The organism is Streptomyces sp. SCL15-4, assembly GCF_033366695.1.
Classification (GTDB): domain Bacteria; phylum Actinomycetota; class Actinomycetes; order Streptomycetales; family Streptomycetaceae; genus Streptomyces.
In genome coordinates this window covers 4,405,712-4,421,046 of record NZ_JAOBTQ010000001.1, presented here as the reverse complement: position 1 = coordinate 4,421,046, position 15,335 = coordinate 4,405,712, and the positions used below count along the sequence as shown (strand labels likewise).

At 70.5% G+C, this 15,335-nt stretch carries 14 protein-coding genes, 2 tRNA genes and 1 pseudogene; 6 read left to right on the top strand and 11 right to left on the bottom strand.

Annotated elements, in window-relative coordinates:
* The first annotated feature begins 23 nt into the window (after nt 1-23).
* Nucleotides 24-494: a PPOX class F420-dependent oxidoreductase gene (locus tag SCK26_RS19330; protein ID WP_318202555.1), complete on the top strand. Its 471-nt coding sequence runs from the start codon at nt 24-26 to the stop codon at nt 492-494.
* Here the strand turns inward: SCK26_RS19330 and SCK26_RS19325 are convergent, their stop codons facing one another.
* From SCK26_RS19325 to SCK26_RS19295, 7 genes are all read right to left on the bottom strand, one after another.
* Nucleotides 495-1,253: a TetR/AcrR family transcriptional regulator gene (locus tag SCK26_RS19325; protein ID WP_318202554.1), complete on the bottom strand. Its 759-nt coding sequence runs from the start codon at nt 1,251-1,253 to the stop codon at nt 495-497. It lies immediately after the preceding gene.
* Between the two features lie 131 nt (nt 1,254-1,384).
* Nucleotides 1,385-2,779 carry an MFS transporter gene (locus SCK26_RS19320; protein WP_412080760.1) on the bottom strand — a complete coding sequence of 465 codons (1,395 nt, stop codon included), beginning with the start codon at nt 2,777-2,779 and terminating at the stop codon, nt 1,385-1,387.
* 52 nt (nt 2,780-2,831) lie between these two features.
* Complete coding sequence (locus tag SCK26_RS19315) at nt 2,832-4,955, bottom strand: glycosyltransferase family 39 protein (RefSeq protein ID WP_318202552.1); 2,124 nt, start codon at nt 4,953-4,955, stop codon at nt 2,832-2,834.
* Entirely contained in the window at nt 4,952-6,340 is a 1,389-nt protein-coding gene (locus SCK26_RS19310) for a bifunctional glycosyltransferase family 2/GtrA family protein (RefSeq protein WP_318202551.1), read from the bottom strand. Before SCK26_RS19310 ends, SCK26_RS19315 begins: the two co-directional genes overlap by 4 nt.
* Nucleotides 6,341-6,354: 14 nt before the next feature.
* On the bottom strand, nt 6,355-7,959 hold the full coding sequence (locus SCK26_RS19305) for a HAMP domain-containing sensor histidine kinase (protein WP_318202550.1): 1,605 nt from the start codon (nt 7,957-7,959) through the stop codon (nt 6,355-6,357).
* Nucleotides 7,956-8,696, bottom strand: coding sequence for a response regulator transcription factor (locus SCK26_RS19300; protein WP_318202549.1), 741 nt, complete (start codon nt 8,694-8,696; stop codon nt 7,956-7,958). The genes SCK26_RS19305 and SCK26_RS19300 overlap by 4 nt, the downstream gene beginning before the upstream one ends.
* 111 nt (nt 8,697-8,807) lie before the next feature.
* Nucleotides 8,808-9,680 carry a DUF2797 domain-containing protein gene (locus SCK26_RS19295; protein WP_318202548.1) on the bottom strand — a complete coding sequence of 291 codons (873 nt, stop codon included), beginning with the start codon at nt 9,678-9,680 and terminating at the stop codon, nt 8,808-8,810.
* 95 nt (nt 9,681-9,775) lie between these two features.
* On the opposite strand from SCK26_RS19295, the gene SCK26_RS19290 reads away from it, so the two are divergent.
* Both SCK26_RS19290 and SCK26_RS19285 read left to right on the top strand, forming a co-directional pair.
* Nucleotides 9,776-10,267 (top strand): MarR family winged helix-turn-helix transcriptional regulator, encoded by a 492-nt coding sequence (locus SCK26_RS19290; protein WP_318202547.1) that lies wholly within the window; start codon nt 9,776-9,778, stop codon nt 10,265-10,267.
* Nucleotides 10,268-10,811: 544 nt separating this feature from the next.
* A complete protein-coding gene (locus tag SCK26_RS19285; RefSeq protein WP_318202546.1) occupies nt 10,812-11,507 on the top strand; it encodes a hypothetical protein in 696 nt (231 codons plus the stop codon).
* Nucleotides 11,508-11,674: 167 nt separating this feature from the next.
* Here the strand turns inward: SCK26_RS19285 and SCK26_RS19280 are convergent, their stop codons facing one another.
* Both SCK26_RS19280 and SCK26_RS19275 read right to left on the bottom strand, forming a co-directional pair.
* Complete coding sequence (locus tag SCK26_RS19280) at nt 11,675-12,145, bottom strand: NUDIX domain-containing protein (RefSeq protein ID WP_318202545.1); 471 nt, start codon at nt 12,143-12,145, stop codon at nt 11,675-11,677.
* Between the two features lie 2 nt (nt 12,146-12,147).
* A pseudogene (locus tag SCK26_RS19275) lies at nt 12,148-12,893 on the bottom strand (XRE family transcriptional regulator).
* Between the two features lie 119 nt (nt 12,894-13,012).
* Between SCK26_RS19275 and SCK26_RS19270 the strand changes: the two are divergent.
* From SCK26_RS19270 to SCK26_RS19260, 3 genes are all read left to right on the top strand, one after another.
* Nucleotides 13,013-13,243, top strand: coding sequence for a hypothetical protein (locus SCK26_RS19270; protein ID WP_318202544.1), 231 nt, complete (start codon nt 13,013-13,015; stop codon nt 13,241-13,243).
* Nucleotides 13,244-13,492: 249 nt separating this feature from the next.
* Nucleotides 13,493-13,936 (top strand): hypothetical protein, encoded by a 444-nt coding sequence (locus tag SCK26_RS19265; protein ID WP_318202543.1) that lies wholly within the window; start codon nt 13,493-13,495, stop codon nt 13,934-13,936.
* A gap of 71 nt (nt 13,937-14,007) precedes the next feature.
* Nucleotides 14,008-14,844, top strand: coding sequence for a protein kinase (locus SCK26_RS19260; protein WP_318202542.1), 837 nt, complete (start codon nt 14,008-14,010; stop codon nt 14,842-14,844).
* Between the two features lie 106 nt (nt 14,845-14,950).
* Here the strand turns inward: SCK26_RS19260 and SCK26_RS19255 are convergent.
* A tRNA-Arg gene (locus tag SCK26_RS19255) sits at nt 14,951-15,023 on the bottom strand.
* Nucleotides 15,024-15,217: 194 nt separating this feature from the next.
* Nucleotides 15,218-15,308 (bottom strand) — tRNA-Ser (locus SCK26_RS19250).
* Nucleotides 15,309-15,335: the final 27 nt, after the last annotated feature.

The following is a 15,335-nucleotide window of genomic DNA, read 5'->3' as shown; positions in this document are numbered from 1 at the left end:
CCCGTTGCCCCTAGGCTGCCCCCATGGCACCGAACATCGCTACGAACACCCGGGTATCGCCGGCCGAACTGCTCGACTTCGTACGGCCCCGGCACCGCGCCCTGCTGATCACCCGCCGGTCCGACGGCTCCCCGCAGGCATCCCCGCTGACCTGCGGCGTGGACGACTCCGGCCGGATCGTGATGTCCACCTACCCGGACCGGGCCAAGACCCGCAACGCCAAGCGCGACAACCGGGTCAGCCTGGTCGTCCTCAGCGACGACTGGAACGGCCCCTGGGTGCAGATCGACGGCACGGCCGAGGTCGTCGACGCCCCCGACTCGGTGGAACCCCTCGTCGAGTACTACCGCAACATCGCCGGCGAACACCCCGACTGGGACGAGTACCGGCAGGCCATGCTCAAGCAGGGCAAGTCCATCATCCGGGTGACGCCCGAACGGTGGGGGCCGGTGGCGACCGGCGGGTTTCCGGCGCGGCTGGTCCAAGAGGGGTAGTCAGCCCCGGGCGACCATCGCCTCGATGCCGGCGATCAGCAGGTCCAGGGCGAAGGTGAAGTCGCGGTCCAGCATCTCGGCCACCGTGTCACCGCCGCGCGCCGCCATGATGTCCTTGGACTCCCGGATGATCTCGGCGGTCCCGGGGACCTCGTCGACCAGGGACATCGCCTGCTCGAAGTACTCCTCCGGGGACAGCCCGGTGTCCGCGATCCGGGTGAGGAAGTGGCTCTCGATCGTGCCGTAGCCGTAGACGAACTGGAAGACGGCCGAGATCGCCCCGGTCACCCCGTGCGCGGGCAGCCCGGCCCGGCGGACGACCCGCTGGACCGCGCGGGAGAACGCGAGCGAGTTCGGGCCGATGTTGAGGTAGCGCCCGGCCAGCGGCGACAGCCAGGGATGGCGGACCAGCAGCTCCCGGTAGGCGGCGGCCAGGTCCCGCAGCTGCTCCCGCCAGTCCTCGCCGGTGTCGTCCGGGTCGGGCAGCCGCAGCTCGGCGAAGACCGCGTCCAGGGCGAGTTCCAGCAGGTCGTCCTTGGTGTCGACGTACCAGTACAGGGACATCGCGGTGACGTTCAGCTCGGCGGCCAGCCGGCGCATGGAGAACCTGGCCAGCCCCTCGGCGTCCAGCAGCCGCACCGACGCCTCGGTGATCCGCTCCCGGTCGAGCCCGGAGGGCTGCCCGCCGCGTCCTCCGCGCCGGGCCCCGCGCTCCCGCCAGACACTGTCCCGCGCCGACCGACCTGCTGCCTTCGTCACCGGCGCACCTTCCTCGAACTCGGATCGCTCTCCACGATGCTAGGACCGCGGCCGGCCCGGAAAGGCGCGGGGCCGGGTCAGGGCCCGGCCGCCGCCGCGCGGGCGCGACCAGCCCCGACGCCCGAGGGCCATCAGGCGGACACCCTCTCCGCGCGCCGCAGCAGCCCCGCCGCCACGAACCCGCCGGCCAGCACGGCGACCGCCCCGACCAATTGCCCGGTGTTCAGCCCGGCGGACAACGACTCGCCCGAGGCCACGGACGAGCTGAGCACGGCGCCGAGGACGGCCACACCGAGCCCGTTGCCGAATTCGGCCAGCGTGCCGTTGATCCCGGCGCCGACTCCGGCCTTCTCCCGGGGGATCGCGCTCATGATGGCGTGCGCCATCGCCGGGTTCGCCACCGCGCAGCCCGCGCCGATCAGCAGCAGCCCGAGCAGCGTTCCCGCGTAGCCGCCGGAGTCCACCTCCGCGATCGACACCAGGCCCGCGGACATGCAGACCATCCCCAGCGCGATCGACGCCGGCGTGCCCAGCCGCGCCGACCACTTCGCGGACAGCCCGCTGAAGTTGAGCACCACCACCGTCAGCGCCAGCGGAGCGGTCCGCAGACCGGCCTCCAGCGGCTCGTAGCCGAGGACGAACTGCAGGTGCTGCGTCAGCAGGAACAGCGCACCGCCCATGCCGAAGACGATGAGCACCGCTCCGGCGACCGCGCCCGTGAACCGCTTGTCGCGGAAGAAGTGGACGTCGAGCATCGGCTCGTCGGCCCGGCTCTCCCACCAGGCGAAGGCGCCCAGCACCAGCACCGCGACGGCCGCCGTGACCAGCACGCGCGCCGAGGTCCAGCCGTGGCCGGGGCCGGAGATGATCGCGTAGACGAGCGAGGCCATGCCGATGGTGGACAGCACCGCGCCGAGCAGGTCGGGACGGTCGCCGCGCGGGTTCTTGGACTCGGGGACGAGGATCACCACCGCGACCACGGCCAGCGCCGCGACCGGGAGGTTGATCAGGAAGATCGCGCCCCACCAGAAGTGGTCGAGCACGAAGCCGCCGATCAGCGGGCCGCCGGCGAAGCCGAGCGCGTTGACCGCGCTCCAGATGCCGATCGCCTTCGGCTGCTCCTCGGGAGTGAAGATCTGCATCGCCACGGCCAGCGTGGTGGTCATCAGCAGCGCGCCGCCGATGCCCATGCCGGCCCGCGCGCCGATCAGCTGGGCGGTGCTGCCGGCGAGCCCGGCCACGAGCGAGCCGGCGCCGAACAGGACGAGCCCGGTGATCAGCATCTTCTTGCGGCCGTAGCGGTCGGCGGCGCTGCCCGCGGTGAGCAGCAGGCCGGACTGGACCAGGGAGTACGCGTTGATCATCCATTGGATGTCGGACGTCGTCGCGCGCAGTTCGCGGGTGAGCGAGGGGATGGCCACGTTCAGGACGGTGTTGTCGAGCAGCACGGTGAGCTGCGCGAGACAGATGACGCCGAGAATCAGCCAGCGCTGGGGATGGCCTTGCGAGGTGGGCATGCCGTACACCGTATAGCGCTGCTATACGGTGTACAACACACTTTCCGGTCGGCTTCCGGGCTCAGTCGTCCGCCTTCCGCGTGAGGTCGTAGAACGTCGCCGAGCCCACCGTCACCTTCTCGAAGGTGCTCTGCACCCAGGAGCTGATCCGGGAAGCGGTGCCGCTGTCGCCGCCGCCCATGCCGCCGCCCGCGATGAAGTAGTGGATCCTGCCGTCCGCGACGTACTTCTCGAACTGCGCGAGCGTCGGGGAGGGGTCGGTGCCGTTGAAGCCGCCGATCGCCATCACCGGGTCGCCCGTGGCGAGCTGGTAACTCGCCGCGTTCTGCGAGCCGACGGAGGCGGCCACCCAGGTGTACGTCCCGGCGTCCTTCTCCAGCAGCTTCCGGGCCTCGGCCGGCACGCTCGCGCCGTTCAGCAGGCCGCCGGCGCCGCCCATGCCTGCCTCACCGGTCCGTCCGGCACCACCGGGGAAGCCGTTGCCGTTCTGCTGGTTCCGGCCCGGAAGGCCGCCGGGAAAGCCGCCGCCCGGGAAGCCGTTGCCCTGACCGCCGGTCCCGCCCGGCTGACCCTGCTGGTTCTGTTGCTCCTGGCCGGGCATGCCGTCGCCGAAGCCGCCCCGCGCGCCGCCCGGACCGCCGCCCCGGCCGCCCCTCACGCTCGCGCCCGCCGGGCCGGCCGTGACGATCGAACCGGTGTGGCCCTGCCGGACGGTGCTGAGGGTGTACGCGGCCGGTCCGGCCAGCGCGGCCACCAGGCCCACGGCGGCCGTCGCGAGGACGAGACGCCGAGGGAGCCGGCCGGCGAAGACCAGGCCGAGCGCCGCGGCCAGCCCGCCGACCAGCACCAGCCACCTCAGCCACGGCAGATAGCCGGAGGTGCGGTGCAGCAGGACGTAGCCCCAGGCCGCCGCCGCGACGAGGGACGCGGCGAGCGTGACGCCCGCCCAGCCCTCGCGCCGCCGCTCCCACAGCAGCCCGGCGCCCATGCCGGTCACGGCCGCGAGGTAGGGAGCGAGGGCCACCGTGTAGTACTGGTGGAAGATGCCCGCCATGTAGCTGAACACCACCATGGTCGTCAGCAGCGAGCCGCCCCAGACCAGGAACGAGGCGCGGGTGACCGAGGTCCTGCGGGCCCTGCGCGTGACGACCAGGCCGGCCGCGAGGAGGATCAGCGCGGTGGGCAGCAGCCAGGAGATCTGGCCGCCGGTCGCGGAGTCGAACATCCGGTCCCAGCCGGTCTCGCCCCACATGCCGCCGCCACCCGGCCCGCCACCGCCGCCGACGCTGCCGGTCTCCTCGCCGTTCAGCCGGCCGAGGCCGTTGTAGCCGAAGGTCAGTTCCAGGAAGCTGTTGTGCTGCGAGCCGCCGATGTACGGACGCGAGGAGGCCGGCCACAGCTCGACCACCGCGACCCACCAGCCGCCCGAGACGACCAGCGCGAGCGTCGCCGCGGCCAGCTGCGCGAAGCGCTTGCGCAAGGCCACCGGCGCGCACACCGCGTAGACGACCGCCAGCGCCGGCAGGATCAGGAACGCCTGGAGCGTCTTGGCGAGGAACGCGAACCCGATCGCGGTTCCGGCCCACACCAGCCACTTCGTACGGCCGTCCTCCACGGCCCGGACGACGAGGTAGCAGGCCACCGACATCAGCAGGGCCAGCAGCGCGTCCGGGTTGTCGAACCGGAACATCAGCGCCGCGACCGGGGTGAGCGCGAGCACCACGCCCGCGACCAGGCCGGCCACCGGGCCGGACCGGCGGCGCACGGCCGCGTACACGACGCCGACGGTCGCCACGCCCATCAGCACCTCGGGCACCAGGATCGCCCAGGAGTTCAGGCCGAAGAGGCGCACGGACAGCGCCATCGGCCACAGCGCGGCCGGCGGCTTGTCGACGGTGATGGCGTTGCCCGCGTCCAGCGAGCCGAAGAAGAACGCCTTCCAGGACCTGCTGCCCGCCTGGACGGCCGCCGAGTAGAAGGAGTTGGCGTAGCCGGAGGCGCCGAGTCCGTACAGGTAGAGCAGGAGGGTGGCGGCCAGCAGGACCAGCAGCGCCGGGCGCGCCCAGCGCGGGTCCTCGGGCCGGCCGCGCCACAGCCGCCGGAGGAACGGCCGGCCCGGCCCGGCGGCCGGCTCCCGTGCGGCCGGGCCGGGCGCGGTCGTCGGCGGATCGTAGTGGGTGGTCATCGGGCGTCCCCCGGGTCGGTGTCGTGCGGGCGCACCGGCCGCGGCCGCGGGACGGCGTCCGCGGCCTCGTCGGCGCTGAGGTGGGCGGTGGGCCGGCAGGGCCGGTCGTACGGGGACGCGGCGATCACCGCGAGCGGGCCGGTCTCCGCGCGGTCCGGGAAGACCCAGGCGCGGAAGAGCAGGAACCGCAGCACGGTCGCCGCGAGGTTGGCGGCGATGAGCACCGCCAGTTCGGTGGAGTGCGCCGGGCTGTCGCCGGCCGCGTTCAGGGCGATGAGAGAGCCGCTGGTCAGGGCGAGGCCGATGCCGAAGACGACCAGGCCCTGCGCCTGGTGCCGGACCGCGCCGCCCCGGCCGCGCACCCCGAAGGTCAGCCGGCGGTTGGCGGCCGTGTTCGCCACGGCGGAGACCAGCAGCGCGAGCGCGTTGGCGGTCTGCGGGCCGACGGCCTGCCGGAAGGCGCTGTACAGCAGCAGGTAGAAGAGGGTCGACAGGCCGCCGACCACGCAGAAGCCGACGAGCTGGCGGGCCAGGCCGTGCGGCACGTCGGTCAGTTCGCGGTCGCGCGGGTCGTCGCCGAAGGGCCGGGCCAGCCGGTCCAGCGGCAGCGAACCGGCGGCCAGCGCCTTGCCGATCCGCCACACGCCCTTGAGGTCGTCGGTGGCCGTCCTGACGATGTGCACGGTGGAGTCGGGGTCGTCGACCCAGTCGACCGGCACCTCGTGGATCCTGAGGCCCGCGCGCTCGGCGAGCACCAGCAGCTCGGTGTCGAAGAACCAGCCGGTGTCCTCCACCAGCGGCAGCAGCGCCTGGGCCACGTCCCGGCGGATCGCCTTGAAGCCGCACTGCGCGTCCGAGAAGCGGGCCTGGAGCGAACCGCGCAGGATCAGGTTGTAGGCCCGGCTGACGAACTCCCGCTTGGGGCCGCGTACGACCCGGGAGGCGCGGGCCAGCCGGGAGCCGATCGCCAGGTCGGAGTGGCCGGAGATCAGCGGCGCCACCAGCGGCAGCAGGGCGTTGAGGTCGGTGGACAGGTCGACGTCCATGTAGGCGAGGACCGGGGCGTCGGAGGCCGACCACACGGTTCGCAGCGCCCGTCCCCGCCCCTTCTGCTCCAGCCGTACGGTCCGCACCCCGGGGATCTCGGCCGCCAGCCGCGCCGCCACCAGCGGGGTGGCGTCGGTGGAGGCGTTGTCCGCGACGGTGATGCGGAACGAATACGGGAAGGTGCGCGTGAGGTGCGCGTGCAGCCGGCGGACGCACGGCTGGAGGTCCTTCTCCTCGTTGTAGACGGGGATCACTACGTCCAGGACAGGCCTACCGGCGTCTGTGGCCGGGAGGTGCTCCCGCGCCGGCAGGGTGCCGGGAGAAGAGTCGGTTCGCATGGCACCGACTCTTCTCAGGTCCCCTGTCGCGCCCGTGTGGTGGCGCTGTGCCGCGGCTGTGAGTGCGGTGACGGGCCGGTTTCCGGCACCGGTCCGGCGAGGGCGGGCAGCCGCAGGGTGAACACGGTGCGGCCGGGCGCGCTGTCCACGGTCACGGTGCCCGCGTGCGCGGCGGTCACGGCCTGCACGATGGCGAGCCCGAGGCCCGTGGACCCGGTGGCGCGGGTGCGCGCGGAGTCGCCCCGGGCGAACCTCTCGAAGACGTGCGGCAGCAGCTCCGCCGGGATGCCCGGGCCGTCGTCCTCCACGTCCACGCACATCCACGGCCCGCGCCGGCGCACCCGCGCGGTGACGGTCGTACCGGGCGGGGTGTGCTTGCGGGCGTTGCCCAGCAGGTTGACCAGCACCTGCTGGATCCGGGCCGGGTCCGCGCGGACCGGGGCCGGCGCGGCGGGCAGGTCCAGCCGCCAGGTGTGGTCCATGCCCGCGGCGCGGGAGTCGCTGACCGCGTCGACGACCAGCGGGACCAGATCGGTGTGCTCGAAGCGCAGCGGCCGGCCGGCGTCCAGCCGGGCGAGCAGCAGCAGGTCCTCCACGAGCAGGGTCATCCGCCCGGCCTCGGACTCGATCCGGCCGAGGGCGTGCCGGGTGTCGGGCCCGACCTCCTCGCGTCCGCGCCGGGTGAGTTCGGCGTACCCGCGGATGGAGGCGAGCGGGGTGCGCAGCTCGTGGCTGGCGTCGGCCACGAACTGCCGTACCCGCGTCTCGCTGCGCTGCCGGGCGTGCAGGGCGCCGTGGACGTGGTCGAGCATCCGGTTGAGTGCGGCACCGACCCGGCCGACCTCGGTGTGCGGGTCGCACTCCGCCTCCGGGACCCGCTCGCTGAGGATCACCTCGCCGGTGTGCAGCGGCAGTTCGGAGACCCGGGTGGCGGTGGCGGCGACCCTGCGCAGGGGGCGGGTGGCGACACCGACGAGCACGTAGCCGGCGATGGCGGCGGCGACCAGACCGGCGGCGGTGACGCTGATCTCGACCAGGACGAGCGTGTTGATGTTGTCGTCGGTGTCCTTGGTGGGAAGCGCGACGTAGAAGGCGTCGCCGCCGTCCTCGCTCGCCCTGTACTTGACGAGGTAGCCGCCGAGGCCCGGGAGCCGCACGGTGTGCGCGGCGCCGTCCCGCGGCACGGTGCGCAGTGCCGCCTTCTGCTCGGTGGTCAGGCCGACGGCCCGCGACCGTTTGAAGAAGCCGTTGTCGTCGTTCTGCTGCCGGGCGACGGCGGCGCTGGTGATCGAGGAGCCGCGGACATACGCGGCGACGGCCCCGAACGGGGTGGGGCCCTTCGTCAGCAGGTTCTCCACCTGGGTGTCCGGGGTGGAGGCGGCCGGCATCCGGGGCGCTCCCGGTCCGGCGCCGCCGGGCTCCAGGTGCCCGACCCCGCGCATGGCGATCTCGGTGACCTTGCCGTCCAGCTGCTCGTACAGGTGCGAGCGCAGCGCCAGCGTGGTCACCGTGCCGATCACCGCGCACACCACCGCGATCAGCGTCACGGACGCGACGACGAGCCGCGTCCGCAGGGTGCGCGGCTGTCCGCGTCGCAGCGGCCGTCGCCGCCCGCTCACGACGCGGCGGGCTTGATCAGATAGCCGGCTCCCCGCCGGGTGTGGATCATCGGCTCGCGACCGGCGTCGATCTTCCGCCGCAGATAGGAGATGTACAGCTCGACGACATTGGCCTGGCCGCCGAAGTCGTACGACCACACGCGGTCCAGGATCTGCGCCTTGCTGAGCACCCGCCGGGGGTTGCGCATGAGGAAGCGCAGCAGCTCGAACTCGGTGGCGGTGAGGTGGATCGACTCACCGCCCCGCGCGACCTCGTGGCTGTCCTCGTCCAGCGTCAGGTCCCCCACGACGAGCACGGAGTCGGACCGCCGGTCGGCGGCCCCCGACCGCCGGATCAGCCCGCGCAGCCGGGCGACGACCTCCTCCAGGCTGAACGGCTTGGTGACGTAGTCGTCGCCGCCGGCGGTGAGCCCGGCGATACGGTCCTCCACCGCGTCCTTGGCGGTGAGGAAGAGCACGGGCACGTCCGGCAGTTCGCGCCGCAGCCGGCCGAGCACGGACAGGCCGTCCATGTCCGGGAGCATCATGTCGAGCACGACGGCGTCGGGCCGGAACTCACGGGCCGCCTGGATCGCGCCCTGTCCGTCGCCCGCGCTCCTGATCTGCCAGCCCTCGTAGCGCAGGGCCATGCTCAGCAGCTCGGTGATCGACAACTCGTCGTCCACCACCAGCACGCGGACGGGGCTCCCGTCCGGCCTCAGCAGTTCGGTGCGCCCCTGGGGCGAGGTCGTGGTCATGGCGGACACCCTGGCGGCGTGCTCTGAGAGGACGCTTTCCGGAGTCTGTGATTTCTCTGAGAAAGGGCCGGGGCGGCCGGGCACCGGTCAGAGGGTTGTGGACCGGACGGCTCAGAACAGCCTCTCCGGCGGCCTGCCGAACTCCCGGACGGGGAAGCCGCATCCGTCCGCCGCGGTGCCGGCCGGCACCAGTTCCCAGCCGGTCATCAGCCGGGTGTCCAGAGCGACGGCTCCGCGCCCGCCGACGGCCAGATGGAGATCGGGCCCGGCGACCGCGACCAGTTCCCCGCGCACGGCCCCGCCCGGCACCAGCTCCACGACCTCACCGAACGCCTCCGGTCCACCGGCGAGCCCGAACACGCCGAGCTGATCGACGACCCGGCAGGGCTCGGCGCGCAGCGACTCCGGCCGGCCGGGGAGCGCGACGGCCCGCGCGTGCAGCTCCCGCAGCTCGGCGGCGCGCTCCGCCTCCGACTCCGGCAGCACGGCCCGCACCGCCCGCTTCTCGGCATACGGCACCCGGTCCGGCACGCGCAGCGCGGCCCGCAGCAGTTCCTCGGTGCGCCGCGCGGCCATCAGCGGACCGGTGCCGAGCCAGCTGAAGCAGACGGCACCCTGTTCGAGCAGCCGGGCCGGCCCCCGCTCCACGGCGGTGATGCCGACCTTCACCATCCCGGGCCCGAACCAGGCCAGGTACACCCGGTACGGCCGGGGATCGTCCGCGACCTTGTCGGCGGCCACCGAGTGCGCCCGCTCCAGCCGCGCGCACTCCTCGCACCGGCCGCCCGTACTCCTCCCCGGCACGACGGCGCGCACCGGACACCCGTTCCCCCGCGCTCCCGCGCACGTCCGCACACCCCCCTCCGGCACGGCGAACCCGATCCGCTTCCCCCGGATGAGCGCACTGCGCCGCCCACCGCTCCACACCAGCACCGGGCCGTCCGCCATCCAGCGAAGCCCCGCGCATTTCCAGACCTGTGCCATCACTGGCGAGGGTAAGGGCCGGGTCTGACACCATGGTTCTCTTACCAGCTAAGCGATACGAACCGAAAACCTCACCACTCAGGGACCCCGAGAAGATGCACGGCACGCCGACCGAGCCCGCCACCCCCGCCCAAGCGCTGTCGGCGATGGACCACCTCATCGCCGCCCACCTCATCGGGCAGCAGGAGCTGGCCCGCCGGCTGGGCCTGACGGTCACCGACCTGGCCTGCTTCACCTTCGTCCTGGAGGCCGGCGACGACCTGCTCACGGCGGGCGACCTCGCGGCCCGCGCGCACGTCACCACGGGAGCGGTGACCGGCATCCTCAACCGCCTGGAACGCGCCGGCTACGTCACCCGCCGCCCGGACCCCGCGGACCGCCGCCGCGTCCGCGTGGCGGCGGTCCCGGAGGCGATCACCCGCGTACGGACGGTCTACGCGGGCCACTCCAAGCGCCTGACGGCCCTCTTCGCGGACTACTCCCCGGAGCAACTCGCACTCATCACCGACTGCTTCACCCGCACCACGACCCTGGCCCACGAATACCTGGAAAAACTCAACCGCAACACCCCGACCGAAGACTGCTGACACCCCGAGGACGCCCGCGGGCAGGGCGGGTTGCCGTGGTCGCGGTACTTCGCTGCTGTCCGCGACAACCTGCCGCCGTATCCACGGACCGCCGCCCGGGCGCCGGTCCTCTGCCTCGGCCACCACGAAGTACGGGACGCCGATCGAGCCGGGCAACGCGTGTTCGCCCTGCGGTACGCCCCTGAAACGCAAGAGGCCCCGGAGTAATCCGGGGCCTCTCACCTGTGTGCACTCGGCAGGATTCGAACCTGCAACCTTCTGATCCGTAGGATCGGGCGGCATGTTGGACGAGGGCTCCCTCCTCAGCGGTACTGATCGCTGCGGCTCGTGATCGTCGGTCTCTGTGTGCCGTCGTTGCCGTCAACGTTGCCGTCAGCCTCTGACCGTTCGCAGTGCCCTGCTCCTGCCGGCCAGAGGATGGTCGCATGGCGTCATACGGTCGACAGTTACGCCGCGATTGGAAGCCGTGCGGGAGCTGGCGGCCGCTCCGTGGATATAGTGGTCGCTCCCTCCCTTACCATCTGTTACTAGGGAGGGGGGATTCGTGGACGATATCGCCGAGCAGCTTACAACCGCCTTGCGCCTCTTGATCTCTGGACAAGAGTTCTCAGAGATCCCCGACGTTGCTGTCTACGCCGACGTTGCAGATCAATGGAATAAGGGGTATTGCGACGAGCTAGCTGCGGTCATACGAGATGGCAACATCGGGCCCAGCCACACCGAAATCGTAGACTACCCGAAAAACGATATCGCCGTGCGCCCATTGGCGCGATTTTCGGCCCGGGATAGACTTGTTTACGATGCCCTAATATTCGGGATCGCCGCCGAGGTAGACAAGGCTCGCCATTCCTCGGTCTACAGCTACCGATGGAACCATCGAGCCGAGATTCCTATCTCCTGGAAGACGTCGTGGACAATGATGCGAAGACGTGCGAAAGTCCACATGATAGGCAATCGCAAACTGAAGATGGCATCACTCGACGCGGCCACAGCTCCTTTCCTCGGCTCGACTAAGAAGGCCGCAGACTTCCAATCGTCCGCCCGGTCTTATACGGCACTTCGCCATAAATATCAGGTTGAGATCGGGTTGCTCTCAAAAGACATCGACTGGAACGAGGCGCAAGGGTTGCTGCGCTCTCTAAATTCCGCCTACGAGCAGATCACTGCTACCGATGTTCCCGTGCCGAACCGCGCCTTCGCTCTTGCCCGCAAGAGGATACAGCAAGGACTGGCTTCATAATCCCTCATAAGCTAGGCACCTCTTGCCTCGATAGCAACAGGATAAGCATGGAGGAGCTAAACCTCGAACCTGCGTGAGGACCCATCATCAAGGTGATGGGTCCTCACGCAGGTTCTGGATAGGTGTATCGTCACTGTCACCATTGTTGCTTCATGCGGCGGACAGCATTAGCCGAGGTATGGCCGCTCCCGATGCTCCATAAAGTGTTGAATCCGTAGTCGCTGCGTGTGGTGCATGGGCAGCTTGGCAAGCTCATCAACCGGGAAGAAACGCAGATCCGTGGACTCGTCCGAGATCGTGAGCCGACCCCCGACCACCCGGGCGGTGAAGCAGACGTTGAACTGCCTGCGCACCTCACCGTCCGAGTAGGCGATGATGTGGCGAGGGTCGGTGTACGTGCCCACGAGCCCGGTGATCTCCACGTCCAGACCCGTTTCCTCCTTCACCTCGCGGACGGCTGTTCCCGGGAGTGAGTCGGTCATCTCCATGCCGCCGCCTGGTAGCGCCCAGAGATCGTTGTCCCGACGGCGCTGGAGGAGAATGCGTCCTTCGTCGTCGGTCACCACGGCGGACGCGGCGACCACCATGCTGTTCGGCTCCGGTGCCGCCGGGTCGTCGTAATACTCGGTCCTGGCCATGGTCACCCTTCTTCGCTTACCGGCGTCGCGGTTTCCCACACCGCGTCGAAGCTGCTGGCGTAGGTATCGAAAATGCCACCTTCTCCGCTACGACGCAGATGCCATACGGGAGCACCGTAGGCATTCACTCCCCAGACGTGGGCGTTGACCAGCGCCTGATCATCCGCACGATAGATCGAGTTGTAGAGCGTCGTGGCATGGGTCCGGACCTCGATGCCGGCGACTTCGGCCAGCGGGCGGTAGTGCATGAGGGCGAGTCGGCAGCGGGACTCGATGCCGTGGCCGAACTTCTCCTCGGTGCCGCGCTGTTGGACATTCGGGCTGTCCGGGTCGCCGACTGCGATACGAATCGCACACCCATCGGCGGCTCGCTCTCGCAGCAGGTCGTTGAGCCGCGGGTACGCCTCGTGCAGGAAAACAGCGGCGTACACCAACACGTCGATCCGCTCGCGGGCCTGGGTCAGCATGTCCACGAAGGTGGACACGGGGATGTCTGCCCGCTGGTCGTAGAGAGCCACAAGTTCCGGGCTGACGGCGCGGGCAGGGCGCGCCTGCCTGAGCCGGGCCATAGAGCGTGCACGTCTTCTCCTAGTGCTTCTGCTGTCAGCATGGCCGTGGCGCGACGCGGCGTACGCCCCAGATTGACCCATCGTTCGACGGACTTGGGGTCGACCTCGACCTTGTTCGCAAGGGCGGCGTACGTCCAACCGCCGGTCGCCATGGCGGCGCGCAGCCTCTCGTTCGGCATCCCGATCTCTCCTGACACGCAGGGACGGCACTAGGGACGTTCTACCCGACGCAGGACGTCCCGAAGTGGGGGGCGTCGGGGGTTCTGGCGTCCTGCCGAGCGGCGGGACGCTCTGCCGCATGGCGAGCAACCAGCAGACCAGACCAGGCATCGGTGAACTCGCGAAAGACACTGCCAGTGGGCGGATCGGCGTCGTCATGGATGAGGTCGGCGCCAGGGTGCAGATAAGGCCCGTCGGCGGCGGTGTCGAGTGGGACGCCCTGCCGAACAACCTGGTGGCGCCGTCCGCGCGGGAGGAACTGAGCGCCCGCCTTGCCATCAAGAACGGCAACAGCCGGGGTGGCCTGTGATGCGCGCCATCGGCCGGTTCGCGAGGGGTCTTTTCGTCATCGTGGTCAGTGGGTCCTGCGGCCTGGTGATCGGTGTGGCCCTCGGTATCAGCCAGTAGACCGGCCGCCCCGAACGGGATGACACCTTCCTTGGCTCTCCCTTCCCCGTTCGGTGCTGGCCTTCCAAACCCCCGGTGGCCCGTGGTCCCCGCCTCGGTGACCGGTGCGGGCGCAAATGCCAGAGCACAGCGACACTCAAGGAGTATTCGCATGACGGCAACGGCCAACGACCAGAAGACCGGTCGCGCGGTGGCTGGTGAGGAACTGCTCGACAGCCTCATCCACTTCATGGTGGTCCACAACGGACAGCCGCACGAGCGCGCCGAGCGGATCGCGGACCAGGCGGTGGCCTTCGTGGTGACCGCGGCGACCGCCACCGTGCCCATGGTCCCGTCGGACGACGTGGACCTCGGCCTCCACGCGCTCATCCTGCACACCAAGGAGTACGCCGAACTGTGCGAGCGGTGCGCGGGCCGCTTCCTCCACCACAACCCCAAGCCGGGTGGAGGGGCGCGTAACCCGAAGAAGGTCGCCGCCTCCGCACACGCGATGAAGGCGGCCGGGTTCATGGTCTTCGACGACCTCTGGACCGTGGACGGCACGAACCTCGCGCAGTGCGACGCGGACTGCGGCCGTCCGTACGGTCAGGCGTAGGGACACGACACCAGCGACGCGGCCGGCCTCGGGTACGGCGTCGGCCGCGTCGCCCGGAAGGAGAACAGACTTTGCCCGGGACACCCCCCGAACTGCCGATCGTCGTGCTCGACGCACTCATGCCCACGGCTCAGCGCCTGGTCCTCGATCGCCGGGGCTCCAGGGTCTGGGAGGTCGAGAGCCATCGCGGCCACTACGCCGTGAAGGTCGGATACCCCATCGAGGCAACGGCCGACTGGCCGGCCCAGCCCTGGACGGCGCTCGCACCCGCACGCGAGGGCGCCGTGCTGTGCCGCCTCGGCTTCCACGACTTCGCGTACGGCGAGTGGGACGGCGGCACCTGGAACTTCCAGCCGTGGCGCGAGGGGCCGGACCTCTATCGGCTGTGGCAGCCCTGCCGCGATCCGGAGTCGCGCATCGAACCGGACCCCCGTGTGGCTCTGGGCTGTGTGGAAGCCCTGGCCGAACTGCACGCGAAAGGGTGGGCCCACGGCGACGTACAGCCTGCGCACCTCATCGTCGGTCCTGATCGCACACACCTGATCGACCTGGCGCTGGCGCGCGGTGGTCGCGTGCCCGAGGGGTACGACTTCCCGTTCCGCGGTTGCCTCGTCCACTACGAAGCTCCGGAGATCGCGCGCAGTGTGCTCGCGACCGGAGTGGCAGAGCCCACGCGGGAGGCCGACATTTACGCGCTCGGCGCCGCGCTGCTCATCTCCGCCACGGGTTGGCGGGCGATCGACTACCCGGACGACGCCCCGCGCCCCGTGCAGCGCAGGGCCGTGGCCGACGGCAAGCGCCGACCCGTGAAGGTGCAAGGCGAGCTGGGAGAACTGATCGAGGCCATGCTCAGCCATGCTCCCGAGGACAGGCCGACGATCTACGAGGTCGGCAAGGCCCTGAGCTGAATCCCGGGCGTCGACGCTCCCCGACGGGCGGCGGGCGCGCTTGTCGCCGTCCGTGGTCAACGCAAACGCAAGAGGCCCCGGATCTCTCCGGGGCCTCTTATCTGTGTGCACTCGGCAGGATTCGAACCTGCAACCTTCTGATCCGTAGTCAGATGCTCTATCCGTTAAGCTACGAGTGCTTGTTCTTTTGTTTTGCCTTCGCTCCCGGTCCTTTCGGCCCGCTCGCGGCGACAGGAAGAACATTACATGACTGCCGCCGTCATGTGAAATCCGATCCCCGCACCCCTTGTGACCTGCGGAAACGTCCGGGACGCCGCTCGGGTGGAGGGAAACGCCGAAGCCCCGGTCCTGGGGACCGGGGCTTCGGATGGAGCGGAGGCGGAGGGATTTGAACCCTCGATGGGCTTTAAGGCCCAAACCGCATTAGCAGTGCGGCGCCATAGACCGGACTAGGCGACGCCTCCAGCACAACCTCCCACGCGAGCGCGCGA